The sequence below is a fragment of the Aeromonas sp. R4-2 genome (genome assembly GCF_040908295.1).
Classification (GTDB): domain Bacteria; phylum Pseudomonadota; class Gammaproteobacteria; order Enterobacterales; family Aeromonadaceae; genus Aeromonas; species Aeromonas veronii.
In genome coordinates this window covers 40,413-65,500 of sequence record NZ_JBFODL010000013.1, presented here as the reverse complement: position 1 = coordinate 65,500, position 25,088 = coordinate 40,413, and the positions used below count along the sequence as shown (strand labels likewise).

The window sequence follows — 25,088 nt, the reverse complement described above, 5'->3', positions numbered from 1 at the left end:
TTGGCGGCGCCATTCACGGCGCCCATTGCACCCTGCGAATACGAACTGAACACCGGGCCACACCGGATGAATTAACCGTTACGACATCTCACGTTGAGATTGGAGAAGAAGATTGAGTCTATTGAGCCAGGTTAGTGCCTCCCTGTTGGCCCCGAACGACCTCGACGAAGGGCGCCTGCAGCAGCTGCTCGGCAGCCTGATGAGCCATCAGGTGGAGTTCGGCGATCTCTATTTCCAGCGCAGCTGGCACGAGTCCTGGATGCTGGAAGATGGCATCGTCAAGGATGGCAGCTATAACATCGATCAGGGGGTCGGGGTGCGCGCCGTCAGCGGCGAGAAGACCGGCTTCGCCTACTCGGACGAGCTGAGCCTGCTGGCCCTGCAACAGTCGGTGACCGCCGCTCGCGGCATCGCCGCAGCCGGTGCTCACGGCAAGGTGAAGGCGTGGGCCCGCACCGAAGCGAACCTGCTCTATCCGGCCATGGATCCGCTGCAGACCCTCGACAAGCACCAGAAGATCGCCCTGCTGGAGCAGATGGACAAGTTCGCCAGAAGTCTGGATCCCGCTATCAATCAGGTGATGGCCTCCATCAGCGGCGTTTACGAAGAGGTGCTGGTGGCCGCCACCGACGGCACCCTGGCCGCCGATGTGCGCCCGCTGGTGCGGCTGTCGGTGACCGTGATCGCCGAGAAGGGCGATCGCCGCGAGCGTGGCAGTGCCGGGGGCGGCGGGCGCTTTGGTTACGACTGGTTCCTCGAACTGGACGGGCTGGAGAGCCGCGCCTTTGGCTATGTGCGTGAAGCGGTGCGTCAGGCGCTGGTCAATCTGGAAGCCATCGACGCGCCAGCCGGTACCATGCCAGTGGTGTTGGGCTCCGGCTGGCCTGGCGTGCTGCTGCACGAGGCGGTGGGTCATGGTCTGGAGGGGGATTTCAATCGCAAGGGATCTTCCGCATTTGCTGGTCGCATCGGCGAGCAGGTGGCCTCCAAGTACTGTACCATCGTCGATGATGGCACCCTGCCGGGTCGGCGCGGCTCCGTCTCCATCGATGACGAGGGGACACCGGGTGGCTACAACGTGCTGATCGAGAACGGCATCCTCAAGGGTTACCTGCAGGACAAGCAGAATGCCCGTCTGATGGGGGTACCGCTCACCGGCAACGGGCGCCGCGAATCCTACGCCGCCATGCCGATGCCGCGCATGACCAACACCTATATGCTGGCGGGTCAGTATGATCCGGCCGAGATCATCGCCTCGGTGAAGAAGGGGATCTATGCCCCCAACTTCGGCGGCGGTCAGGTGGACATCACCTCCGGCAAGTTTGTCTTCTCTGCCTCCGAGGCTTACCTCATCGAGGATGGCAAGATCACCGCTCCCATCAAGGGCGCGACCCTGATCGGCAACGGCCCTGAGGCGATGAGCCAGGTCTCCATGGTGGGTAGCGACCTTGCGCTGGATCGCGGGGTTGGCATCTGCGGCAAGGAGGGGCAGAGCGTGCCGGTCGGTGTCGGCCAGCCCACCCTCAAACTGGACCAGCTCACCGTGGGTGGCACGTCGTAGGTTTGGGTTAGCCGCGCAGCGGCGTAACCCGATGCATTCAAACCCCGGCTCTTGCCGGGGTTTTGCTATTCAGGGAACTACAGGCAATAAAAAGCCCCGGTCGTTGGACCGGGGCTGGCGGGTTATTCGGTATCAGTTGACGGATATGGCGCGTGCGTCGATGAAATAGCGAGCGTTACCCTGTTTGTCGATCTGGATTTTGGCAACCAGCTGCTCTTGATCTTTATATTCCCAGCGTTGCTCGATCTTGGCGAGGGATGGGCTCGCAATCCCAACCACGTTCAGGTACTCGTGAAACAGGCTATGGCTCCCTATTTCGGTCAGCATCTTGTCCATCTGCATACTCTCCTGAAGTTGAGTGGGTATTCATCAACAAACCTATCAGCGTCCATCTGAATACAGTCTGTATGAAAAACAAACTAACTCATTTGTGTGTCAATAACATGATCAGGGACAAGATCAGTGCAGATCGTCAGGGACTTTTTGATACCGTTTTCAATCAGAGCCGGTGGGCTTCTGCGGCAACTGATCAAACGTGCCGGAAGCCTTTGGTAGCGCCGGTGCGGTGTGCACGGTCTGGCCGCCGTGGAATACCGGATCCTGTGCCACTTCCTTGATGCCGTTGATGCAAAACTGCATACCCATGCAGACCAGCAGGAAGCCCATGATACGGGTCATGGCATCGATGCCGGTGGCGCCCAGGATCTTGCAGACCGGATCCGCCAGCTTCAATACTCCCCAGCTGATCAGGCTCATCAGGGCAAACGCCGTTACCACACCGGCGTAGATGGTGAGGCGGTTGTACTCGTCAGGCAGCTCGGCAATCTGGGCTGCCCCGCTTATTACCAGCGCCATGGTGCCCGGCCCGCACATGCTGGGCATGGTGAGCGGTACGAAGGCAATGCTCTGGTTTATATCGACCCCGCTCTGCTGGCTGGGGGCGGGGAACAGCATGCGAAAGCCGATAAAGCCGATGATGAGACCACCGGCCAGGCGCAAGCCCGGAATGGAGATCCCGAACAGATCCAGGATCGAGGATCCGATAAAGAAGGTGATGCAGAGGGTGCAGAACAGATAGATGGCGGCCAGATTGACCTGACGGCGCACGTGTTCGCGCGACATCCCCTTGCTCAGTCCCAGCAGCAGGGTGGCCGTGGTGGGCGGGTTGACCATGGGCAGCAGCGCCAGCAAGGTGAGTAATACGACCTGAAAGAACATCTTGAGCCTCGGATAAAGAGTTGGACGTCATGGGGCGATGCGGGTGGCAGGCCCCAGAGGGAGGCTATCTTATGCTGGCGAAACTGAACATAAGCAGTACAAAAAAGCCCCGGCAGATGCCGGGGCTTGTTGTTCGGGTCAGGCCGCTTGCGGCGCTTGCTGCTGCCGGATGGCCCGTTGCTGGAACCAGAGCCAGAGACCGATGGCGAAACCCAGCACCGACAGGCTCACCACATAGTGGGAGGGGGCCAGCATGTCGCTCTTCATCCAGAGGGTCACCGCCATCGGGGTGAGGCCACCGAAGATGGCGTAGGCCACGTTGTAGGAGAATGACAGACCGGAGAAGCGCACCACCGGCGGGAATGCGTTGACCATCACATAAGGCACGGCACCGACAATCCCGACCGCAAAGCCCGCCAGCATATAGAGCGGCACCAGCTGGCTCGTACCGGCCGCCAGACCGTGATAGAAGGCGTAGCTGGAGCCCGCCAGCAGCAGGGAGCCGAACATGAAGGTGAGACCGCTGCCCAGCAGGTCGATCAGTCGACCATAGACGATGCAGCCGAGGGTCAGGGCCACGATGGCCAGCGAGTTGGCGGTCAGGGCGTCGGCCGGGCTGATGCTATAAACCTTCTGCAGATAGGTGGGGGTCATCAGGATCACCACCACGATACCGGCGGAGAGCAGCCAGGTGAGCAGCATGGAGACCACCACGCTGCTCTTGTGGTTGCGCAGCACCGACTTGAGGGGGAGCTCGTCAGCCAGGGTCTTGTTGGCTTTCATCTCGGCGAAAACTGGGGTCTCGTGCAACCAGCGACGCAGGTACATGGCGACGATGCCGAAGATACCGCCGAGCAGGAAGGGCACTCGCCAGCCCCAGTCACTCACTTCGGCCGGGGTCAGGCTCTTGTTGACCGCAGTGGCGATGAGGGAGCCAAGCAGGATGCCGGCCGTCAATCCCGCCGTGAGCGTGCCGCAAGCGACCCCGACTCGACGGGCAGGGACGTGCTCGGCGACAAATACCCAGGCGCCGGGCACTTCACCGCCGATGGCGGCGCCTTGCAGGATCCGCAGTCCCAGCAGGGCGATGGGGGCGCCGATGCCAAGCACCGCATAAGTCGGCAACAGACCGATCAGCAAGGTGGGCAGCGCCATCATGATGATGCTGAGGGTGAACATCCGCTTGCGACCGATGAGATCGCCAAAGTGGGCCATGATGATGCCGCCGAGTGGGCGGGCCAGATAACCGGCGGCGAAGATGCCGAAGGTCTGGAACTGGCGCAGCCACTCGGGAATGTCGGCCGGGAAGAACAGCTCGCCGATGACCACGGCGAAGAAGACGAAGATGATGAAGTCGTAAAACTCCAGCGCGCCGCCGAGGGCAGCCAGACTCAGGGTTTTGTAATCTTGTCGATTGAGGGGGCGGGCGTGATCGTGCTGTTGTGTGGTCGTGGTCATATCCGTATGTTTCCCATTGGTTTTTTTAGTTATTGTCACCCCGTGCAAGGGGCATATACAGGTGATCGAGAGTATGCTGCCTGCCTCTTGTGTGTAAATCGCGCAATTCGCAACACTGTCTTGCATCTTTTTGGGGCAATCCGAATGCCCCGATGGCGGAGGAATGATGGAAAAGAAACGGGTACTGCTCTCCTGGAGCAGCGGCAAGGATTGCGCATGGGCACTGCATCAGTTGCGGCAAGATCCCGCCATCGAGGTGGTGGGGCTGTTTACCACCCTCAATCAGGCATTCGAGCGGGTGGCGATGCATGGGGTGCGCAAGCAACTGTTGACCGAGCAGGCCGCCTGCGTCGGGCTGCCCCTCATCACCATCGATCTGCCCTGGCCCTGCAGCAACGAGGATTACGCCCGCATCATGACCGGCTTTATCGCCGATGTGGTGGCACAGGGGATCCGCCATATGGCCTTTGGCGACTTGTTCCTTGAGGATGTGCGCGCCTACCGTGAAAAGCAGCTGGCAGGCACTGGCATCGAACCACTGTTCCCGCTGTGGGGCAGCAATACCCGTGAACTGGCGCCGCAGATGGTGGCCGCTGGGTTGAAGGCGCGGATCAGTGCTCTCGACCCGAACAAGCTGGATGCCAGCCTGGGGGGCCACGACTTTGACGAGGTGCTGCTGGCGGCGCTGCCGGAGGGGGTCGATCCGTGCGGCGAGAACGGCGAGTTTCACACCCTGGCCTATGATGGCCCCATGTTCTCCCGTCCGCTCGGCATTCGGGTCGGCGAGACAGTGCTGCGCGACGGCTTTGTCTTTACCGACCTGCTGCCAATCGAGGATTAATTATCGGGCGTCAAATGCTCCCTTTTGCAGGAGCATTCACAGATTTGAGAGGCTGGATGGGGGCACTATTGGCCCCCTCTTTTGATTGAAGATGACAACCTGCCTTATGAAACACATCTCTCGTCCGGCGCTGCTTGCCTCCTTGCTGGCTGCCGCCCTCTTTCTGCCTGCTGTGGCGGGTCAAGCCGCTACTGTTCAGCCAATCCCTGCCGGTGTCACCACCGTCACTCTGGCCCAGCAGGCGCCGATCCACTGGGTGTCGGTGGAGCAGATTGCCAAGAGCCTTGATGGATTGCCGCCGATGGCCGTCGGGTTTGATATCGACGATACCCTGCTCTTCTCCAGCCCGGGCTTTTATCGCGGCAAACAGGAGTTCTCGCCCAACGACGAGAGCTATCTGAAGAACCCTGCCTTCTGGGAGAAGATGAACAATGGCTGGGATGCGTTCAGCATGCCGAAAGAGGTGGGCAAGGCGCTCATCGCCATGCACCTCAAGCGAGGTGACCATATCTATTTCGTCACCGGCCGCTCGGCCACCAAGACCGAAACCGTGAGCCAGACTCTGCAGCAGACCATGAATATTCCGGCCGACCAGCTCAATTCGGTGATCTTCGCCGGTGATCAGCCGGGCCAGAACACCAAGGTGCAGTGGCTCAAGGATAAGCAGATGAAGCTCTTCTACGGCGATGCCGATGGGGATATCAAGGCAGCGCAGGAGGTCGGCATTCGCGGCATTCGTCTGCTGCGGGCCGCCAACTCCAGCTATCGGCCACTGCCGTTGGCAGGGGCGCTGGGGGAAGAGGTGATCATCAACTCCCAGTTCTGATCCGGAGCGGATCCATGCAAAAGGGCGGGGCCATTGGCACCCGCCCTTTTTGCATCCGTCATCCAGCTCGGGTCAGTCGTCTGCCCACGGCATCTCGGGCAGACTGTCGAGGAACTCGCCGTAACGGGTCAGATTGAAGGGGCCCTGATCGGCCTCCATTGCCATCAGCTCGGCACCGAGGGCGCAGGCGATATATTGCAGCGCCTCTTCCCGCGGGGTGCCCTTCATCACCAGCCGCATCAGGGTCGCCTTCACATGGGGCGGGTGACCGTCGTTGAGCTGGTTCTCCACCATCTCCAGCAGCGCGTCTTCATCAAAAAATTCCTGAGTGTCGTTCATGGGATATCCGCAACAGTGAATGTGGCGGCCAGTATAGCCTGAATGTGACTAACACCTTGAATGACCAGCGAATAAACAATCCGATGGGGAGGCCATTTGTTACCCATAATTAGGAGGAGTTTGCCAAGGCAAACAGGTTGGAACACAGATAACATGGATGGACACGCCTATGCCCACGATAGATTCCCTGCTGGCCGAGCCCAAGCTACTGCCCCAGATCCCGGAAGTGATGCGCGATTTGATCCAGACCTTCAATGAAAAGGATCCGGATCTGCTCAAGATCAGCAAGTTGATCAACAAGGACCCTGTCATCTCCGCCAAGCTGCTGCGTCTGGCCAACTCGGCCAAATTCGGCAGCAGTCGCCAGATCGGCACCGTCAATGAAGCCGCGGTGCGGCTGGGGTTGGCGATGGTGCGCAACATGGTGCTGGCCTGCGGGCTCACCGAATCGGTCACTGCGGTGCCCGGCATTGACCTCAAACATTTCTGGGGCTGCGTTTTCAACGTGGCGGAGCTGGCGCGTCGTCTGGCGGTGAAGAAGGGGATGAAGGGGGATGAGGTCTTTACCTGCGCCCTGCTCTACGATCTCGGCCGCTTGGTGATGCACGTAGGCTTGCCGGAAAACACCGTCCATCACATCCACGATCTGGAGCTGCACAAGGGGCGGGCCAAGGCGGAAGAGCTGGTGGTCGGCTTCAACTATGCCCAGGTCGGGGCGGCCATGGCACGTTACTGGAAGTTCCCCGAGACCATCAGCAATGCGGTGGAGTATCACTACAACCCCATGCTGGCCAAGGAGTTCTCTCCCGAGGCCGGGTTGATCCATCTGGCGATCGTGCTGGCTGCGCAATCCGATGTGGGGGAAGAGGCGCCACCCGAGTGGCCCCACAAGGTGGCAGACGCGCTGGGGCTGAGCTGGGCCGATTGCGCCGCCCAGTTCACTGCGCTGCGCGAGCAGGGTAATGGCTATGCCGGATTGCTGGCTGCCTGAGCCCGTTTATCCCATCTCATCAGGGGCCAACGCGGCCCCTTTTTCATGGCTGATGGTGCTACAGGCTTGCCAGCCCGGGAGTGACGGGGCACTCTTTGCCCTTCACTTTCCGTTTGAGAGCCCGTGCCATGATTGCCTCTTCCCGCCTGATCCTGCGCGAAATGATCGCCACTGACGCCCCCTTCATCCTTGAGCTGCTCAATGACGGCGACTTTTATCGCTACATCGGCGATCGGGGCATTCGTACCCTGGAGCAGGCGCAGGAGTATATCCAGCAGGGGCCGGCGGTCAGCTATGCCCGTTATGGTCACGGACTCTATCTGGTGGAGCGCAAAGAGGACGGTGTCAGCCTCGGTATCTGCGGTCTGATCAAGCGCGATACCCTGGAGCAGGTCGATATCGGTTACGCCTTCCTGCCGCAATATCGCGGTCAGGGCTACGCCATTGAAGCGGCGCAGGCCGCCCTTGCCGATGGCAAAAGCCGGTTGGGGATCGGGCAGGTAGTTGCCATCGTCACTCCGGGCAACGAGCGATCCATCGGCCTGTTGGCCAAGCTGGGGCTGGTGCGCAGTCGACTGGTCAAGTTGAGCGAAGATGCTGATGAGTGCCTGCTGCTGGAGCAGTGATCAAGGTCAGAGAGCTGAAAAGCGAATGGCGAGGTAGCTGTCAGGCTGAGTGACAAGCAAGAGGCCGGGTTTGGCTAAAGGCGTGAGAGAAGCAAAGAGGCCGCCGTGAGTTGCGGCCTGTCTGCATCGGGCGCTGCCGGAGGGCAGGCAGGATCAGTTGAGGTCTTCGATGGAGAACTCGCCAGCGATACCATCACAGGAGATGGCGAAACCGCCGCTGAAGCGGGTGCTGAACTGGATCAGAAACGCATCATTGTCGTGCTCTTGCACAGGCAGGTTGATGGGCTTGCTGCGACGCAGGGGCTTGTGTGTTTGTACTGCTTTCATCATGGTATTTCTCTATATAAATTAGGTGTTTGCTCCTTGTATTGGCAAATGTCAGGTCAATGGGCGCGGTCGATTGGGTGAACGACAAGCGCGCAGGAATACCCAGCCCGGTTAAGGGGCGTCTGCACTTTCAAGGAATATGCTGATGCATAAATCAAATTGGGTGGGCAGATCGGGTCTGCACCGTGAGAGCCGGGCAACGCAGGCAGACAGCCTGACGGTTCTCAAGGCGAGTAAATCAGAAGAAGGTTATGCGGGTACTGGCAGGATTCATCGTGAGGTGAAGCATTGCAGGGCAAACATAAACAGGCTGATTAACTAGCCGACGCGCATTCTCTCCTCGAAATGAATAAAAAGCAAACAATAATTTGCCGATGTTGAAGTCAGTACGCTTTTCCTCTGTGTAATCAAGGTGCTATCAGCAGCAAATATCCGCAGCTATCCGCCATAAAAAGAGGGCTCCCGACGGGAGCCCTCTCTCATTCTGCAATCAGCACAGTGGGCCGACTCAGTAGTCGCCACAGGCCTTCTTGGCGGCCGTGATCATCGGGGTGATGGTCATGCCTTGCACCACGATGGAGAACATCACCACCGAGTAGGTCATCACCAGGATGACCTGACGCAGGTCGACGCCATGTTCCGGTATCATCATGACGCCGGAGGGGAGTGCCAGTGCCATCGCCATCGCCAGACCACCGCGCAGGCCACCCCAGGTGAGGATCCGCACCGAGAAGGTGTTGTAATTGCGGAATCGGCGGAAAGCCACATAGGGCAGCGACACGCTGATAAAGCGGGCACCCAGGCAGAGCGGCACCGCAATGACCAGCAGGATCCAGTCACGCCAGGCGAGATCCAGCAGTACCAGCGCCAGACCGATCAGCAGGAACAGCAGGGCGTTGAGGAACTGGTCCATCAACTCCCAGAAGTGATCCAGGTGATGGCTGCTTTGCTCGGAGAAGCCGGAGTGACGGGTCCAGTTGCCGATCATGATGCCTGTGACCACCATGGCCAGTGCACCGGAGACGCCGATCATGTTGGCAAAGGCAAAGCCGGCGGTCGGGATGCAGAGGGTCAGCAGCAGCTCCAATGAACCGTCATCGGTGGCGCTGATCATCACGTGAGCGATGAGGCCCAGCACGGCGCCAAACAGGATGCCACCGAGGGCTTCGTGCAGGAACAGACCGGCCACGCTACCGAAGGTGGGCTCGACCCCGCCAAAGGCGACGGCAAACACGGTGGCGAAGATGACGAGGCCAACACCGTCGTTGAACAGGGATTCCCCTTCGATCTGGATGGCGATCTGGGGTGGCGCTTTCATCTTCTTGACGATGGCCAGTACGGCAATCGGGTCAGTGGGGGAGATCAGCGCGCCGAACAGCATGCAGTAGACCAGCGGCAACTCCCAGCCCAGCAGCTTGGCGATAAACCAGAAGCCGTAGCCGATGAGGAAGGTGGAGAGCAGGGTGGCAATGATGGCCAGAATGGTGATCTCCCACTTCTGGCTACGCAGCGCCTTGAGGTTGATGCCAAGGCCACCGGCGAACAGCAGGAAGCCCAGAATCCCCTTCAGCAGGAAGTTCTGGAAGTCGATGCTCTCCATGGTCTTGACGGCAAGAGGTTCCAGGTTGAACCAGCCCAGTTTGCCAAACAGCACCAGCAGTGCGGAGATCAGCATGGAGCCCGCAGTAATGGCGATGGTGGTCTGGATCTTCACAACATACTGGTTGGCAAAGGCGATAAAAATCGCCAACGCTGCCAGAAAACAGAGTGTGTAGTAGACGCTCATAGTTATTTTTTTCTCGTTGGTAGACAGCAAGCACGTATCCCTATGCAGGACGGGCATAGGTTACTCTCGGGCCCTATGTTACTCATTACCCATAAATGAGTATATGGTGGCGCATTTGGACTGATAGACGGCTAGATTTCCATTTTATTTGTTTGCTGTTAGGATGCTGTTTACGCAGTTGCATGGATGTAAGAGGAACACGCGGTGTCGAACGTAATGTCGAGCAGAGAGCCGAGCAAGCAGTCGGACGTAACAAAGAAGCTGGAAGCCTGTCTCAGGGAGCGGATCCTGATCATCGACGGGGCCATGGGCACCATGATCCAGGGCTACAAACTCGGGGAGGCGGATTATCGGGGTGAGCGGTTTGCCGACTGGCATACCGACATCAAGGGCAACAACGACCTGCTGGTGCTGACCCGTCCGGCGGTGATCCGCGAGATCCACGAGCAGTATTGCGCTGCCGGGGCCGACATTCTCGAGACCAACACCTTCAACGCCACTCGCATCGCCATGGCCGATTACGAGATGGAAGAGTTCTCGGCCGAGATCAACCGGGAAGCCGCCCGTCTGGCCCGCGCCGTGGCCGACGAGTGGACGGCAAAAGATCCCGCCAAGCCGCGTTTCGTCGCAGGGGTGTTGGGCCCCACCAACCGCACCGCCTCCATCTCGCCGGATGTGAACGATCCCGGCAAGCGCAACGTCACCTATGACCAGCTGGTGGCGGCCTACACCGAATCGACCCACGCCCTGATCGAGGGTGGCGCCGACATCATCCTGATTGAAACCATCTTCGACACCCTCAACGCCAAGGCCGCCGCCTTCGCGGTGGAAGGGGTGTTCGAGGCGCTGGGCTACAGCCTGCCGGTGATGATCTCCGGCACCATTACCGATGCCTCCGGCCGTACCCTCTCCGGCCAGACCACCGAAGCCTTCTACCACTCGCTGCGCCACGTCAAACCGGTATCGTTCGGCCTCAACTGTGCGCTGGGGCCGGACGAGCTGCGCCAGTATGTGGAGGAGTTGTCGCGCATCAGCGAATCCTGCGTCAGCGCCCACCCCAACGCCGGTCTGCCCAATGCGTTCGGCGAGTACGACCTCGATGCCGTCGAGATGGCGGAGCATATCCGCGAGTGGGCCCAGAGCGGCTTCCTCAACATGGTCGGCGGTTGCTGCGGTACCACCCCGACCCATATCCGCGCCATGGCGGACGCCGTGGCGGGCATCAAGCCGCGCGTGCTGCCCGAGCTGCCGGTAGCCTGCCGCCTGTCGGGCCTTGAGCCGCTGATCATCACCCCTGAATCCATGTTCGTGAACGTGGGTGAGCGCACCAACGTTACCGGTTCGGCCAAGTTCAAGCGGCTGATCAAGGAGGGGCTCTACGACGAGGCGCTCGATGTTGCCAAGCAGCAGGTAGAGAACGGCGCCCAGATCATCGACATCAACATGGACGAGGGGATGCTGGACGCCGAAGCGGCCATGGTGCGCTTCCTCAACCTCATCGCCGGTGAGCCGGATATCGCCCGGGTGCCGGTGATGATCGACTCCTCCAAGTGGGAGGTGCTGGAGGCGGGTCTCAAGTGCGTGCAGGGCAAGCCGGTGGTCAACTCCATCTCCATGAAAGAGGGGGAGGAGAAGTTCATTCAGCAGGCGAAACTGCTGCGCCGCTACGGCGCCGCCGTCATCGTGATGGCGTTCGATGAAGCGGGTCAGGCCGATACCCGCGCCCGCAAGTTCGAGATCTGCCAGCGCGCCTACCGGATCCTGGTGGATCAGGTCGGTTTCCCGCCGGAAGACATCATCTTCGACCCCAATATCTTCGCGGTAGCGACCGGCATCGACGAGCACAACAACTACGCGGTGGACTTCATCGAGGCGGTGAAGGACATCAAGACTCACCTGCCCCACGCCATGATCTCCGGCGGTGTCTCCAACGTCTCGTTTTCATTCCGTGGCAACGAGCCGGTGCGGGAAGCGATTCACGCCGTTTTCCTCTACCACGCCATCAAGAACGGTATGGACATGGGGATCGTCAACGCCGGTCAGCTCGCCATCTATGAAGACATTCCGGCGGAGCTGAAAGAGAAGGTCGAGGCGGTGGTGCTCAACCTCAATGACAACGCCACCGAGGAGCTGTTGGCCATCGCCGAGAAGTATCGCGGTGCCGGAGCCCAGGCTGAGGATCCGCGGGATCAGGAGTGGCGCAGCTGGCCGGTGGGCAAGCGGCTGGAGCACGCGCTGGTCAAGGGGATCACCGACTTTATCGAAGAGGATACCGAAGAGGCACGCGCTGGTGCCGAGAAGCCGCTGCACGTCATCGAAGGGCCGCTGATGGATGGCATGAACGTGGTCGGCGACCTGTTCGGGGCGGGCAAGATGTTCCTGCCGCAGGTGGTGAAATCAGCGCGGGTGATGAAGCGGGCGGTGGCCTATCTGCAGCCCTATATCGAGGCGGAAAAATCGGGCGGCTCCAGCAACGGCAAAATCGTGCTGGCGACCGTGAAAGGGGACGTGCACGACATCGGCAAGAACATCGTCGGGGTGGTGCTGCAGTGCAACAACTTCGAGATTGTCGACCTCGGGGTCATGGTCTCCTGCGAGACGATTCTCAAGACGGCGCGGGAGGTCGGCGCCGATATCATCGGGCTGTCGGGTCTTATCACCCCGTCGCTGGACGAGATGGTGCACGTGGCCAAGGAGATGGAGCGTCAGGGCTTCAAGCTGCCGCTCTTGATCGGCGGTGCCACCACCTCCAAGGCGCACACTGCTGTGAAGATCGAACAGAACTACTCGGAGCCAGTGGTCTATGTCTCCAACGCCTCCCGCGCGGTGGGGGTGGCCCAGAGCCTGCTTAGTCCGGATCTGAAGGAGGCGTTTGTCGCCCGCATCGACAAGGAGTACGAGATCGCCCGGGATCAGCATGCCCGCAAGCAGCCGCGCTCCCGCCCGGTCAGTCTGGCCCACGCCCGCGCCAACCGGCACCAGCTGGATTGGGTTGGCTACCAGCCACCCAAGCCCCGCGAGCTCGGGGTGCAGAAGTTCGAAGATGTGGCCATTTCGGTGCTGCGTCCCTACATCGACTGGACGCCGTTCTTCCTCAGCTGGGAGCTGGCGGGCAAATTCCCGCGCATCCTCGAGGACGAGATCATCGGCGAGGAGGCGACCAAGCTGTTTGCCGACGCCAACGCCATGCTGGACCAGCTGGAAAAGGATCAGAGCGTGCGCTGCGCCGGGGTGATCGGCCTGTTCCCGGCCAACGCGGTAGGAGACAGCATCGAGGTCTACAGCGACGAGTCGCGCACCGAGGTCATCAAGGTGTTGCACCACCTGCGCCAGCAGAGCGAGAAGCAGGGCTTCCCCAACTACTGTCTGGCGGACTATGTGGCGCCGAAAGAGAGCGGCAAGCCCGACTGGATCGGCGCCTTCGCGGTGACCGGCGGTATCGGTGAGGAGGCCATTGCCAAGGCCTACAAGGCGCAGCACGATGACTACAACGCCATCCTTATTCAGGCGGTGTGCGACCGTCTGGCCGAAGCCTTTGCCGAGTATCTGCACGAGCAGGTGCGCAAGGTGCATTGGGGTTATGCTCCCGACGAGGCCCTCAGCAACGAGGAGCTGATCCGCGAGAACTATCAGGGCATCCGCCCGGCACCCGGTTATCCGGCCTGCCCGGAGCACACCGAGAAGGGGAGCATCTGGGAGCTGCTGGAGGTGGAGCAGGCTATCGGCATGCAGCTCACCGAATCCTACGCCATGTGGCCGGGTGCGGCGGTGTCGGGTTGGTACTTCTCTCACCCCGAGAGCAAGTACTTCGCGGTGGCGCAGATCCAGCAAGATCAGGTGGAAGATTACGCCGTTCGCAAGGGGATGACGCTGGCAGAGGCCGAACGCTGGTTGGGGCCAAACCTGAACTGATTTCCGCGTGACATCGGTTGATCTTTAACGAGAAACGGCGGCATCCTTGCACGGGTTGAACAACCTGCGCTGAGCCGCCGTTTAACCTGTTGGTCACAGTGATGTGGTAGCGTGCGGTTTGGTGTGGTTTGTCTTGTTGTCAGGATAAACAATTGGCGTTGTCTTGGCGCTGTGGCACCTTATACTCTCCCGCCCCATCCTGCCCAGGCACAGCCTTCTAGCGGAATTGTCATGAAGATCGCCATTTTATCCCGTGAGCCGAAAAACTACTCCACCCGCCGTCTGGTCGAGGTGGCACAGGCGCGCGGTCATCAGGTAGAGGTGCTCGACACCCTGCGCTGCTATATGAATATCGCTTCCCACAACCCCTCCATTCACTACGAGGGTGGGGAGCTGGGAAGCTATGACGCCGTGATCCCGCGGATCGGGGCCAGCATTACCGCCTACGGCACCGCCGTGCTGCGCCAGTTCGAGATGATGAACACCATGGCCCTCAACAGCTCGGTGGCCATCAGCCGTTCCCGCGACAAGCTGCGGGCGATGCAGCTGCTCTCCCGCCACGGTATCGGCCTGCCCATCACCGGCTATGCCCACAGCACCCACGACGTGCCCGACCTCATCACCATGGTGGGCGGGGCGCCGCTGGTGGTGAAACTGCTGGAGGGAACCCAGGGGATTGGCGTTGTGCTCTGCGAGACTCAGAAGGCCGCCGAGAGTGTGATCGAGGCCTTTATCCAGACCAACAACAACATTCTGGTGCAGGAGTATATCCGCGAGGCCAATGGCGCCGACATCCGCTGTCTGGTGGTCAACGGCAAGGTGGTTGCCGCCATGCGCCGTCAGGCACAGCCGGGGGAGTTTCGCTCCAACCTGCACCGTGGCGGCACCGCCGAGGCGATCAAGATCACTCCGGAAGAGCGCGCTACCGCGGTGCAGGCCGCCAAGATCATGGGGCTGGATGTAGCGGGGGTCGATATCCTGCGCAGCGCCCGCGGCCCGCTGGTGCTGGAGGTCAACTCCTCCCCCGGCCTGCAAGGGGTGGAAGCCGCCTCCGGCAAGGATGTGGCCGGCAAGATCATCGAGTTCCTCGAACTCAAGGCGAGCCGCAAGAACAAACCGGCGGAGTGAGCCGCGGGCTTGCATCTGTCAGATAGAAACAGGGCGCCCTCGGGCGCCTTGTTGCTATCTGGCTGGTGGGTTGGCGGTGCCACTGCGCCCTCACCCTAACCCTCTCCCAAAGGGAGAGGGAACTGTTCGGCAGTGATCATCGCCAGCCGGGCGCTGAATACGCCATCCTCGAGCCGGGTGTCGATCTGCCAGCCCAGCTTCTCGCAGATGCGTTGGATGATGGTGAGGCCACAGCCGTAGCCGAGGATCTGATCCGGCGCCGCCGCCGTCGGGTTGCTGATGGTGAGCTCCGGGCCGCACAGCTCGATGTCGATATGTCCTTCGGCATAGCTCAGGGCATTTTTCAGCAGGTTGCCAAGGGCGATGGCGAGCAGGGAGAGGGGGGCGTTGACTTCGCTGCTCTCGTCCAGATTAAGCCGGATATCGAGGGCCTCCCGCTGCAACAGTGGGGCGAGGCGGGCCAGCTCCTGACGGATCAGCGGGGTGACCTGTTGCAGCGGTCGCTCCACTGCCTCCTTGCGGCCCAGCAGCAGGAAGGTCTCGGTGAGCAGTGCCATCTCGTCGGCGGCGGCGCGGATGCGGGTGGTGGCGCGGGCGGCCGGTGCTGGCAGATCTGTCACCTTGCCAAGCAGCGCGGCCGAGCCCTGGATCACCATGTTGGGGGTGCGCAGCTCGTGGCTGGCGAAGCGGCTGAACTCCTGCTCGCGGGCGAACACAGCGCTCACCTCCTGCTTGCCGGCCAGCAGCGCCAGCTCGATATCCCGCAGCTCCTGCCAGGGGGCGTCGGGCTCGAAATCCGCCTGATCCGGGGTGAGGTGGGCGACCCTCTGTTGCAGCCGTTGCAGCGGCCCTGTGATATGGCGTACCAGCCAGATACCGAAGCCGAGGCAGCCCAGCAGCAGGGTCACCCCGATCAGCCGGGTCGCCAGATGCAGCTTGTCTTCGTAGGGGTCGAGGTAGTCATCGGCGTCGTCGTTGAACACCAGATAGAGCAGTCCCTCGCCGGAGGGGTGACGGGCCACCAGAAAGTGTTTGTCCTCCTTGCCCAGCTGATGCTCGAAAAAGCCGGGGGTCTGGTAGGGCTTCAGCCACTTCGGCAGGCGGCCCGCCTCGGTCCAGTAGCTGGAGAACTGTCTGGGGCTCGGGGCAGCTGCGGCCGGGCCGAGTCGCAGCCAGTCATCGCTGTAGCGGGTCACTTCGGCTTCCAGCCAGTGGCGCAGGCTCAGCTCCTCCATCTTGTCTTCGGCCACCAGCATCAGGCCGGAGAGCAGGATCAGCAGCACCACCCCGGCGCCGCCGAGCGCCATGATCAGGCGGCGGCGCAGGCTCGGCAGGCTCATGCGCTCACCAGTCGATAGCCCTGACCGTGCAGGGTCTCCAGCATGGGAGTGGGGAAGGGCTTGTCGAGCGCGTTGCGCAGGGCGTAGATATGGCTGCGCAGGGCATCGGAGTCGGGCTCCTCATCCCCCCAGACGGTGTCGAGTACCTCCTGACGGCTGACGATGGCGGGGGCGCGGCGGGCCAGCAGGGCGAGGATCCGGAACGGGATCTTGCCGAGTTTGAGGGGCTCACCGGCGCGGGTGGCGCGGCCGCTGGCGACATCGACCGTCAGATCGCCAAAGCTGATGGCCCCCACATCGCCGCGCGGGCCGCGCAGGCTCAGAGCTTGCAGCCGTACCTCCAGCTCCTCCATGGCGAACGGCTTGACCAGATAGTCATCCCCCCCCGCCTTGAAGCCTGCCAGCTTGTCTTCCAGGCTGTCGCGGGCGGTGAGAAACAGCACGGGAGTGGCAATCCCCTGCTCGCGCAGGCGCGCCACCGTGCTGAGGCCATCGAGGCGCGGCATCATCACATCCATGATGATGACGTCGAAACGCTGCTCCTCCAGCAGTTGCAGCGCCGCCTGACCGTGATAGGCACAATCGAGGCGGTGACCGGCCAGCTCCAGATAATCCATGATGGTTTCCGCCACCTGAGGATTGTCTTCCACTACCAAAATCTTCATGCTTTGCTCTCCTGGTTGGCGAGCGTTTCACGCTCTTTTCACACCGGATTCGGCATCCTGTTTGCCAGTGTAACCCCGAGGATCCCTGATGAAGAAGTCTCTCTGCGCCCTCCTGCTGCTTATCTTGTTGCCACTTGGCACCGCACAGGCGACCGAATTCAAACTGACCGGCCGCACTACCTGGCAGCTTGGCCAGTTGATGGTCAATGGCATGCCGTTCGTGATCGACGACCAGACCCGCTTCAAGGATTGGCTCAACGAAGATGATCTCGGCGGTACCTGGGTCGAGATGAAGGGGGTGGTTGAGAACGGCGTGCGCTATGTGCGCAAGGTTGAAGCCCTCGACGAAGATGACAAGGACGAGATGGATCTGGAAGGGCCGGTGGAAGGGGGGCGGATCTGGGGCTACACCGCCTCGGACAACAGTCTGGCGCCGTTCGAAGGGCGCTGGCTGGAGCTGGAGTGCAAGTTTGACGGCATGCGCCTGAGCCGCTGCCGCGAGGATGACTGATCCGATCTCTGCGTTCCGATTAGAAATGCTCCCGAATGAAGCCCATGCTTGTCCAGCATGGGCTTTTTGTTCAGGGACGAACGAAGATGGAACAATCGAGAAAGTGGTGTGCATGGATGCTGGGTGTGCCGCTCTGGGCGGCGCAGGCGGGAGCCGATGAATTGTGGCTGGTGGAGCTGGAGCACAGCGACGGCATCCGCCTGCAATTTCAGGGGGCCGAGGTGGAGCAGGGCAGTGCCGCCATCTGGCGGCAGGGGGAGATTTGGCCGCAGCCACTCAAACCCGGCGACCAGCTCGCCCTGCTGGTGGCCGATGGCGTTGCCACCCGGATTGAGCTGCTGGCCGCCAGAGCCCCGCGGGCCAATCAGCCCTGGCAGCGGGCGCAAGATCGCCTGCAATCCTTCGATGATCGGCAGCTCACCCTGGCAACCCTGGGCACAGTGCCACTCAATCCGCAGGTGCGCTGGGTCAACGGTTCGGCCGCCGATCTGCATGCCGGGAGCGAGCTGGTATTGATCCGTTCGGCGGATGGAATATTGCAGGGAATTGAAGTGATCAATCCGGAAGAGTAATTCAGCATCTTCTTATTTAATATGGTTTCACCATATTGTGGCAGCCATTAAATAATGGCTGCCACAATATTTATGATTTATTCCTCAATAAAGTCATCACTCTAATTATTTTCCTGTATCACCATTATTTTGTTTGTCATGAATTTTTTTTGGTGGTTTATTTTATTTGTGTCAGGTTTTGTCGGAGTCCATACCTGTCAAATGAAAAAGGATATTTCTACACAATAACAATTATCGTATGTCTGAAAGAGGGATAAATGATGAATAGAATAATTACCGCCAATCTGGCGTTTTTGGCGTCTTCATTGATGCTCGCTCAGGTGCAGGCGGCTGAACCTGTCTACCCTGATCAGGTCAAGTGGGCGGGTCTTGGGACGGGCGTCTGTGCCAGTGGTTATCGTCCTCTGACCCGCGATGAAGCCATGAGTATCAAGGGCAATCTGGTCAGCCGCATGGGGCAGTGGCAGATTACCGGGCTGGCGGATCGCTGGGTGATTATGGGGCCTGGATATAATGGCGAAATCAAACAGGGCACTGCCGGAGAAACCTGGTGTTATCCCAACTCACCGGTTTCCGGAGAAATACCAACACTCTCTGACTGGAATATTCCGGCGGGTGATGAGGTCGATGTGCAATGGCGTCTTGTCCACGACAATGATTATTTTATCAAGCCAGTCAGTTATCTCGCCCATTATTTGGGATACGCTTGGGTAGGTGGAAATCATAGCCCCTATGTCGGGGAAGATATGGATGTTACCCGGGTTGGCGATGGCTGGCTGATAAAGGGAAATAATGACGGCGGCTGCTCCGGATATCGTTGTGGGGAGAAGAGCTCCATCAAGGTAAGCAACTTCTCATATACCCTGGAACCCGACTCCTTCAGCCATGGTCAGGTTACCGAGAGCGGCAAGCAGCTGGTCAAGACCATCACGGCTAATGCGACCAACTACACGGATCTGCCTCAGCAGGTGGTGGTGACCCTGAAGTACGACAAGGCCACCAACTGGTCGAAGACCGACACCTACAGCCTGAGCGAGAAGGTGACTACCAAGAACAAGTTTCAGTGGCCGCTGGTGGGGGAAACCGAACTGGCTATCGAGATCGCTGCGAGCCAGAGCTGGGCCTCCCAGAAAGGGGGCTCGACGACCGAGACCGTCTCGGTTGAAGCGCGCCCCACGGTGCCGCCTCACTCCAGCCTGCCGGTGCGGGTTGCCCTCTACAAGTCCAACATCTCCTACCCCTACGAGTTCAAGGCCGAGGTCAATTATGACCTGACCATGAAGGGCTTCCTGCGTTGGGGCGGCAATGCCTGGTATACCCATCCGGAGAATCGTCCGACCTGGGAGCACACCTTTGCCGTCGGCCCGTTCCGCGACAAGGCGAGCAGCATCCGCTACCAGTGGGACAAGCGTTATATCCCGGGTGAAGTGAAGTGGTGGGACTGGAACTGGACCATCAGCGAGTATGGTTTGTCGACCATGCAGAATAACCTGGGTCGTGTGCTGCGCCCGATCCGTTCGGCGGTGACTGGTGACTTCTATGCCGAGAGCCAGTTTGCCGGCGATATCGAAATCGGTCAGCCCCAGACCCGTTCCGCGAAGTCTGCCCAGCTGCGCAGTGCCTCTGCCGATGAGGTGGCGCTTACCGGTGTGGATCTGGACAGCGAGGCCCTTGCCAACGAAGGGTTTGGCAACGTATCCCTGACCATAGTTCCGGTTCAATAACCTCACTCGCAGGCCCCTTTCATAGGGGCCTGTTCCTGTTCTGCGTAAGACGATGCACTTGCCCAGCGCACCTCGCTTTTCCCTCTTTTTGTCCTCCTGTACCTGCATGATCACAGCGGGAAGCTATGGCTTGCCAAGGTGATGCCAACGCAGGTTTGACCTCTGTTTGGGGTGGCCCCGTGAGTGAGGCATCGTTCACTCATTTGTTGCAAGAGTGGTGTTGGCCAGATTGTTAACGGCTTGTGCTTTAAATTTTCCCCCTTATACTGGCGCCATCTTGTCGGAGTGCTGACCGTCGAACGACGCGAAGCTGAGACCGTTAATTCGGGATCCGTGGAACCTGATCAGGTTAAAACCTGCGAAGGGAACAAGGGTAACTTGCGGGTTACCGCGCCGGAGGAGGAACAAGCCTCTTCCGCTCATCGAAGGGCTCACCCTTGATGGGTCAGGGCGCACAGGAGGGAGTCTGTCCCGTCCGGTTGTCCAGCACGTGGGGCGCCTTGCCCAAAGCATGCAGAGAGCGGGAAGCGGCAGAACAGCAGCGCGGAGATCTATCCCGCGCGCACTCCCTCCCGAGATAAACACCCCGCCGCAAGTTCATCTTCTCCTCGAACTCCAGACAAGCAAATACCCATAACTTCAACCAGTTAATGTGAGTTTTGCTATGTCTACTTCTGTATCTGATACCGCCAAATCCAGCCGCCGCGAGCAGCGCTCCAGCGCTCAGGCCTTTATCGACAGCCTCAAGGGGATGGCTCACCCCAACTCCCGCCGCATCTTTATCGAAGGCTCCCGCGCCGATATCCGGGTGCCCCTGCGGGAGATCCAGCTGGCCGACACCTTCATCGGCGGCACCAAAGAGGCTCCTCAGTTCGAGCCCAACGAGCCGGTGCCGGTCTACGACACCTCGGGCCGTTACGGGGAGGAGGGGGTCGCCATCGATGTGCGCCGCGGTCTGCCGCGCCTGCGGGAGAACTGGGTGCTGGAGCGCGACGATACCGATGAACTGCCGGGGCTCAGCTCCACCTTCACTCAGGAGCGTCTGGCCGACGAGGGGCTGGATCATCTGCGCTTCGAGCATCTGCCAAAGCCACGCCGCGCCAAGCCGGGCCGCCGGGTCACCCAGCTCCACTACGCCCGCGCCGGCATCGTCACTCCCGAGATGGAATTTATCGCCATTCGCGAGAACATGGGGCGTGAGCGGGTGCGCTCCGAACTGCTGCGCACCCAACATCCGGGCCGCGATTTCGGTGCCCGCCTGCCGGAAAATATCACTCCCGAATTTGTGCGCGATGAGGTGGCCGCCGGTCGCGCCATCATCCCCAGCAACATCAACCACCCGGAAGCGGAGCCGATGATCATCGGCCGCAATTTTCTGGTGAAGATCAACGCCAACATCGGCAACTCGGCGGTCACCTCCAGCATCGAAGAGGAAGTCGAAAAGCTGGTCTGGTCGACCCGCTGGGGCGCCGACACAGTGATGGATCTCTCCACCGGCCGCTACATCCACGAGACTCGCGAGTGGATCCTGCGCAACAGCCCGGTGCCCATTGGTACCGTGCCCATCTATCAGGCGCTGGAGAAGACCAACGGCATCGCCGAAGACCTCACCTGGGAGCTGTTCCGCGACACCCTGCTGGAGCAGGCCGAGCAGGGGGTGGACTACTTCACCATCCACGCCGGCGTCCTGCTGCGCTTCGTCCCGATGACCGCCAAGCGCCTCACCGGCATCGTCTCGCGCGGCGGCAGCATCATGGCCAAGTGGTGCCTCTCCCACCACAAGGAGAACTTCCTCTACCAGCACTTTCGCGAAATCTGCGAGATCTGCGCCGCCTATGATGTGGCCCTGTCGCTGGGCGACGGTCTGCGTCCGGGCTCCGTCTATGACGCCAACGACGAGGCCCAGTTCGCAGAGCTGCGCACCCTGGGCGAGCTGACAAAAATCGCGTGGGAGTACGACGTGCAGGTGATGATAGAGGGCCCCGGCCACGTGCCCATGCACATGATCGAGCGCAACATGACCGAGCAGCTGGAGCACTGCCACGAGGCGCCTTTCTATACCCTGGGCCCGCTCACCACCGACATTGCACCGGGTTACGATCACTTCACCTCCGGCATCGGCGCCGCGCTCATCGGCTGGTACGGCTGCGCCATGCTCTGCTACGTCACCCCCAAGGAGCATCTGGGGCTGCCCAACAAGGAGGATGTGAAGAAGGGGCTGATTACCTACAAGATCGCCGCCCACGCCGCCGATCTGGCCAAGGGTCACCCGGGCGCCCAGATCCGCGACAACGCCATGTCCAAGGCGCGCTTCGAGTTCCGCTGGGAGGATCAGTTCAATCTGGCCCTCGACCCTGACACTGCCCGTGCCTACCACGACGAGACTCTGCCCCTGGAGTCCGGCAAGGTGGCCCACTTCTGCTCCATGTGCGGGCCCAAGTTCTGCTCCATGAAGATCACTCAGGATGTGCGCGCCTACACCGCCGAACTGAATGCAGCAAAGCTTGAAGCGGTGGAGATCAAGCTGGTTGGTATGGATGGCCAACAGGAGCAGGTGGTGGCTCAGGTGGAGAGCGGCATGGCCCGCATGGCCGAAACCTTCAAGGAGACTGGCGGCGAGATCTACCATCAGGCGGCGGCGCTGAAACAGGCCGCAGGGGAGGAGGCGTGAGCAGCGCAAGCTGGGCTGTCAGCCCCGCCGACCTGTCGCCCATGACGGACTCTCGCCCTGTGGTCTGGACCATCGCCGGTTCCGACTCCGGCGGCGGTGCTGGCATTCAGGCCGACTTGCACACATTGCACGACCTCGGCGTGCACGGCTGTTCGGTTATCTCCGCCATCACCGCCCAGAACTCGGTGGCGGTGAAGATGGTCGACCCCGTGCTGATGCAGACCTTCACCGCCCAGATCGACGCCCTCGGCGTCGATCTGCCGCCCGCCGCCATCAAGATCGGCCTGCTGCCGACCCGGCTCCATGTCGAGGTGCTGGCCCGCCGACTGGCAGCCACCCCGGTCCCCTTCGTGGTCTACGATCCGGTGGCCATCGCCAGCACCGGCACCCCGATGGCGGAGCCCAATATGCTGGAGGCGGTGCGTGAACAGCTGCTGCCACGTCTGTCGCTTATTACCCCCAACGGCCCCGAGCTGGAGGCCCTGACCGGCTTGCCGGTCAGCAGCCCCGAGTTGGTGCGCCTCGCCGCCCGCCGTCTGCGTGAACTCGGCGCCCGCGCCGTGCTGGTCAAGGGTGGCCATCTGGAGTGGAGCGGCGATCTCTGTCTCGACTACTACCAGGATGAGCAGCGTGAATTTTGGCTCGCCGCGCCGCGCCTGAATACCCGCCACGGCCATGGCACCGGCTGCTGTTACGCCAGCGCCATCGCCGCCGTGGTGGCGCAGGATTATCCGGTAGAGGACGCCATCACCCTCGCTCGCGCCTACCTGCAACAGGGGCTGGCGGCGGCGCAAGGAGTGGGGGCAGGCCCCGGCCCCATCGCCCATCTCGGTTGGCCCGCCGATCTTGCCCACTTCCCCCGCGCCGTGCTGGCAGGTTCAACCCTCGATCGCCGCTTCGGACTTTATGAGGCGAGCAGCGCCCGCCTGCCGCAGGGCCCCTTCGCGCCGACCGAATCCAACCTCGGCCTCTATCCGGTGGTGGATTCGGTCAAGTGGCTGCGCCGCCTGCTGGGGCAGGGGGTCAAGACCATCCAGCTGCGGATCAAGAATCTGCCCGCCGCAGAGGTAGCACCGGCCATTCGTGATGCTGTTGAGCTTGGTCGCCGCCATGGGGCGCGGCTCTTTATCAACGACTACTGGCAGCAGGCCATCGAGGCGGGTGCCTGGGGCGTGCATCTGGGGCAGGAGGACATGGAGACCGCCGATCTCGCCGCCATTCAGGCCGCCGGGCTGCGCCTTGGCATCTCCACTCACGGCTACTTCGAGCTGATGCGGGCCCGCGAGCTGGCCCCCTCCTATATGGCGCTGGGTCATATCTTCCCGACCAATACCAAGGCGATGCCTTCGCGCCCGCAGGGGCTGGTGCGGCTGCATCGCTACCGCGCCCTGATGGCGGAGTGGCCGACGGTGGCCATCGGTGGCATCAGCGAGGAGCGGGTGGCTGCGGTCAAGGCAAGCGGGGTCGGCAGTATCGCGCTGGTCTCGGCTATCACCGCCAGTGACGACTGGCAGGGGGCGACCGAGCGGCTGCTCGCCGCCGTGGGGGCGGGGGATGAGCCATGCTCGGCCACCGTTATACAGGAGGCAGAACATGCACTCTGATGCAGCTTCCCTTAGTGACAAAGAGTATCTGCGATACGGCCGTCAGCTGATGCTGGCGGAAGTGGGTGAAGAAGGGCAGGCACGGCTGAAAGATAAGTCCGTGCTGATCGTCGGCCTCGGCGGGCTCGGCTCGCCGCTCGCCCTCTATCTGGCCGGGGCCGGGGTGGGCACCTTGTGGCTGGCCGATGGCGATACGGTGGACTCCAGCAATCTGCCGCGCCAGATCCTGTTCGACTCCGAGGCGGTCAACCACTCCAAGGCGGAGCTGGCCCGCGAGCGGTTGGCGGCCCACAACCCGCTGGTGGAGCTGATCGCCATCAACCAGCGGCTCGATGCTGCCAGCCTGCCGGAGTTTGTGGCCGAGGTAGATCTGGTGATCGACTGCTGCGACAACCTCCCTACCCGCCAGGCCATCAACGCCACCTGCGTGGCTCAGGGCAAGCCGTGGATCTCCGCCGCCGCAGTGGGTTGGCAGGGGCAGCTGATGGCGCGCACAGGTACGGAGCACGCCTGCTACGCCTGCCTCTATCCGCTGGATACCAAGCTCGCCCAGAGCTGCGAGACCAGCGGCGTCACCGGCCCTCTGGTGGGGGTGATGGGCTCTTTGCAGGCGCTGGAGGCACTGAAACTGCTGCTCGGGATGCCGAGCCCGGTGGCTGGCACATTGCGCCGCTTCGATGCTTTGACCCATCAGTGGCAGACCCTCACTCTGGCCCCCGATCCCGATTGCCCGGTCTGCGGGCAGGGCCGATGTCCGACACACGATAAGGAGATCACCCCATGATCCTCACCATTCGACTCAACGATAAAGCCCAGTCGCTGGCGGCAGGGCAGAGCGTCGCCGACCTGCTGGCGGCGCAAGACGTTAATCCACAGGGCGTAGCGGTGGCCCTTAACGGCGCCGTGTTGCCCCGAGGCCGCTGGGCCGAGACCCGTCTCAATGACGGGGATGAACTTCACCTCTTCACCGCCATTGCGGGAGGCTGAC

Annotated in this window: 22 protein-coding genes and 1 riboswitch; of the genes, 14 read left to right on the top strand and 8 right to left on the bottom strand. The window is 61.3% G+C overall.

Annotation, left to right across the window (positions count from 1 at the left end; genetic code table 11):
• Positions 1 to 112 precede the first annotated feature (112 nt).
• The gene (tldD, locus tag AB5Y99_RS10075) at positions 113 to 1,561 is read left to right on the top strand and encodes a metalloprotease TldD (RefSeq protein WP_201943971.1); all 1,449 of its coding nucleotides are present in this window, start codon (positions 113 to 115) and stop codon (positions 1,559 to 1,561) included.
• A 132-nt stretch (positions 1,562 to 1,693) separates the two neighbouring features.
• Here the strand turns inward: tldD and AB5Y99_RS10070 are convergent, their stop codons facing one another.
• The 3 genes from AB5Y99_RS10070 to AB5Y99_RS10060 all read right to left on the bottom strand — a co-directional run bounded on the left by AB5Y99_RS10070 (position 1,694) and on the right by AB5Y99_RS10060 (position 4,237).
• Positions 1,694 to 1,897, bottom strand: a complete 204-nt coding sequence (locus AB5Y99_RS10070; protein WP_005340062.1) for a hypothetical protein — start codon at positions 1,895 to 1,897, stop codon at positions 1,694 to 1,696.
• 159 nt (positions 1,898 to 2,056) lie between these two features.
• A complete protein-coding gene (locus AB5Y99_RS10065; RefSeq protein ID WP_368209632.1) occupies positions 2,057 to 2,779 on the bottom strand; it encodes a MarC family NAAT transporter in 723 nt (240 codons plus the stop codon).
• A 138-nt stretch (positions 2,780 to 2,917) separates the two neighbouring features.
• Complete coding sequence (locus tag AB5Y99_RS10060) at positions 2,918 to 4,237, bottom strand: MFS transporter (RefSeq protein ID WP_236317232.1); 1,320 nt, start codon at positions 4,235 to 4,237, stop codon at positions 2,918 to 2,920.
• 166 nt (positions 4,238 to 4,403) lie between these two features.
• Between AB5Y99_RS10060 and AB5Y99_RS10055 the strand changes: the two genes are divergently transcribed.
• Together AB5Y99_RS10055 and aphA are read left to right on the top strand one after the other, a co-directional pair.
• Entirely contained in the window at positions 4,404 to 5,078 is a 675-nt protein-coding gene (locus AB5Y99_RS10055; RefSeq protein WP_139443100.1) for an adenine nucleotide alpha hydrolase, read from the top strand.
• Positions 5,079 to 5,184: 106 nt separating this feature from the next.
• Positions 5,185 to 5,904: an acid phosphatase AphA gene (gene aphA, locus AB5Y99_RS10050; RefSeq protein ID WP_236317233.1), complete on the top strand. Its 720-nt coding sequence runs from the start codon at positions 5,185 to 5,187 to the stop codon at positions 5,902 to 5,904.
• Positions 5,905 to 5,976: 72 nt separating this feature from the next.
• Here aphA and AB5Y99_RS10045 read toward each other — a convergent pair whose 3' ends face one another.
• Entirely contained in the window at positions 5,977 to 6,243 is a 267-nt protein-coding gene (locus tag AB5Y99_RS10045) for a hypothetical protein (RefSeq protein WP_005348674.1), read from the bottom strand.
• Positions 6,244 to 6,412: 169 nt separating this feature from the next.
• Here AB5Y99_RS10045 and AB5Y99_RS10040 point away from each other — a divergent pair, with 169 nt between their 5' ends.
• Positions 6,413 to 7,234, top strand: coding sequence for an HDOD domain-containing protein (locus AB5Y99_RS10040; RefSeq protein ID WP_019446506.1), 822 nt, complete (start codon positions 6,413 to 6,415; stop codon positions 7,232 to 7,234).
• 128 nt (positions 7,235 to 7,362) lie between these two features.
• Positions 7,363 to 7,860: a GNAT family N-acetyltransferase gene (locus AB5Y99_RS10035; protein ID WP_042081371.1), complete on the top strand. Its 498-nt coding sequence runs from the start codon at positions 7,363 to 7,365 to the stop codon at positions 7,858 to 7,860.
• A gap of 153 nt (positions 7,861 to 8,013) precedes the next feature.
• Here AB5Y99_RS10035 and AB5Y99_RS10030 read toward each other — a convergent pair whose 3' ends face one another.
• Together AB5Y99_RS10030 and AB5Y99_RS10025 are read right to left on the bottom strand one after the other, a co-directional pair.
• On the bottom strand, positions 8,014 to 8,190 hold the full coding sequence (locus AB5Y99_RS10030) for a hypothetical protein (protein ID WP_005340085.1): 177 nt from the start codon (positions 8,188 to 8,190) through the stop codon (positions 8,014 to 8,016).
• 505 nt (positions 8,191 to 8,695) lie between these two features.
• Positions 8,696 to 9,973, bottom strand: a complete 1,278-nt coding sequence (locus tag AB5Y99_RS10025) for a sodium:proton antiporter (protein ID WP_021231596.1) — start codon at positions 9,971 to 9,973, stop codon at positions 8,696 to 8,698.
• 216 nt (positions 9,974 to 10,189) lie between these two features.
• Between AB5Y99_RS10025 and metH the strand changes: the two genes are divergently transcribed.
• Positions 10,190 to 13,885: a methionine synthase gene (gene metH / locus AB5Y99_RS10020; RefSeq protein ID WP_368209654.1), complete on the top strand. Its 3,696-nt coding sequence runs from the start codon at positions 10,190 to 10,192 to the stop codon at positions 13,883 to 13,885.
• 231 nt (positions 13,886 to 14,116) lie between these two features.
• The gene (rimK, locus tag AB5Y99_RS10015; RefSeq protein WP_005340088.1) at positions 14,117 to 15,013 is read left to right on the top strand and encodes a 30S ribosomal protein S6--L-glutamate ligase; all 897 of its coding nucleotides are present in this window, start codon (positions 14,117 to 14,119) and stop codon (positions 15,011 to 15,013) included.
• Positions 15,014 to 15,108: 95 nt separating this feature from the next.
• Here rimK and AB5Y99_RS10010 read toward each other — a convergent pair whose 3' ends face one another.
• Positions 15,109 to 16,353 carry a HAMP domain-containing sensor histidine kinase gene (locus AB5Y99_RS10010; protein ID WP_216959635.1) on the bottom strand — a complete coding sequence of 415 codons (1,245 nt, stop codon included), beginning with the start codon at positions 16,351 to 16,353 and terminating at the stop codon, positions 15,109 to 15,111.
• Positions 16,350 to 17,018, bottom strand: a complete 669-nt coding sequence (locus AB5Y99_RS10005; RefSeq protein WP_005340090.1) for a response regulator transcription factor — start codon at positions 17,016 to 17,018, stop codon at positions 16,350 to 16,352. Before AB5Y99_RS10005 ends, AB5Y99_RS10010 begins: the two co-directional genes overlap by 4 nt.
• Positions 17,019 to 17,106: 88 nt before the next feature.
• On the opposite strand from AB5Y99_RS10005, the gene AB5Y99_RS10000 reads away from it, so the two are divergent.
• From AB5Y99_RS10000 to thiS, 7 genes are all read left to right on the top strand, one after another.
• Entirely contained in the window at positions 17,107 to 17,529 is a 423-nt protein-coding gene (locus AB5Y99_RS10000) for a hypothetical protein (RefSeq protein ID WP_064338884.1), read from the top strand.
• An 86-nt stretch (positions 17,530 to 17,615) separates the two neighbouring features.
• Positions 17,616 to 18,101 (top strand): hypothetical protein, encoded by a 486-nt coding sequence (locus AB5Y99_RS09995; RefSeq protein WP_368209630.1) that lies wholly within the window; start codon positions 17,616 to 17,618, stop codon positions 18,099 to 18,101.
• Between the two features lie 260 nt (positions 18,102 to 18,361).
• On the top strand, positions 18,362 to 19,825 hold the full coding sequence (gene aerA, locus AB5Y99_RS09990; RefSeq protein ID WP_236368271.1) for an aerolysin AerA: 1,464 nt from the start codon (positions 18,362 to 18,364) through the stop codon (positions 19,823 to 19,825).
• Positions 19,826 to 20,096: 271 nt separating this feature from the next.
• Positions 20,097 to 20,209, top strand: a riboswitch (TPP riboswitch).
• Positions 20,210 to 20,489: 280 nt separating this feature from the next.
• Positions 20,490 to 22,496: a phosphomethylpyrimidine synthase ThiC gene (gene thiC, locus AB5Y99_RS09985; protein WP_368209628.1), complete on the top strand. Its 2,007-nt coding sequence runs from the start codon at positions 20,490 to 20,492 to the stop codon at positions 22,494 to 22,496.
• A complete protein-coding gene (gene thiE / locus AB5Y99_RS09980; RefSeq protein WP_368209626.1) occupies positions 22,493 to 24,100 on the top strand; it encodes a thiamine phosphate synthase in 1,608 nt (535 codons plus the stop codon). Before thiC ends, thiE begins: the two co-directional genes overlap by 4 nt.
• Positions 24,090 to 24,884 (top strand): ThiF family adenylyltransferase, encoded by a 795-nt coding sequence (locus AB5Y99_RS09975; RefSeq protein ID WP_368209625.1) that lies wholly within the window; start codon positions 24,090 to 24,092, stop codon positions 24,882 to 24,884. The genes thiE and AB5Y99_RS09975 overlap by 11 nt, the downstream gene beginning before the upstream one ends.
• A complete protein-coding gene (gene thiS, locus AB5Y99_RS09970; protein ID WP_368209623.1) occupies positions 24,881 to 25,087 on the top strand; it encodes a sulfur carrier protein ThiS in 207 nt (68 codons plus the stop codon). The genes AB5Y99_RS09975 and thiS overlap by 4 nt, the downstream gene beginning before the upstream one ends.
• The last annotated feature ends 1 nt before the right edge of the window (position 25,088 follow it).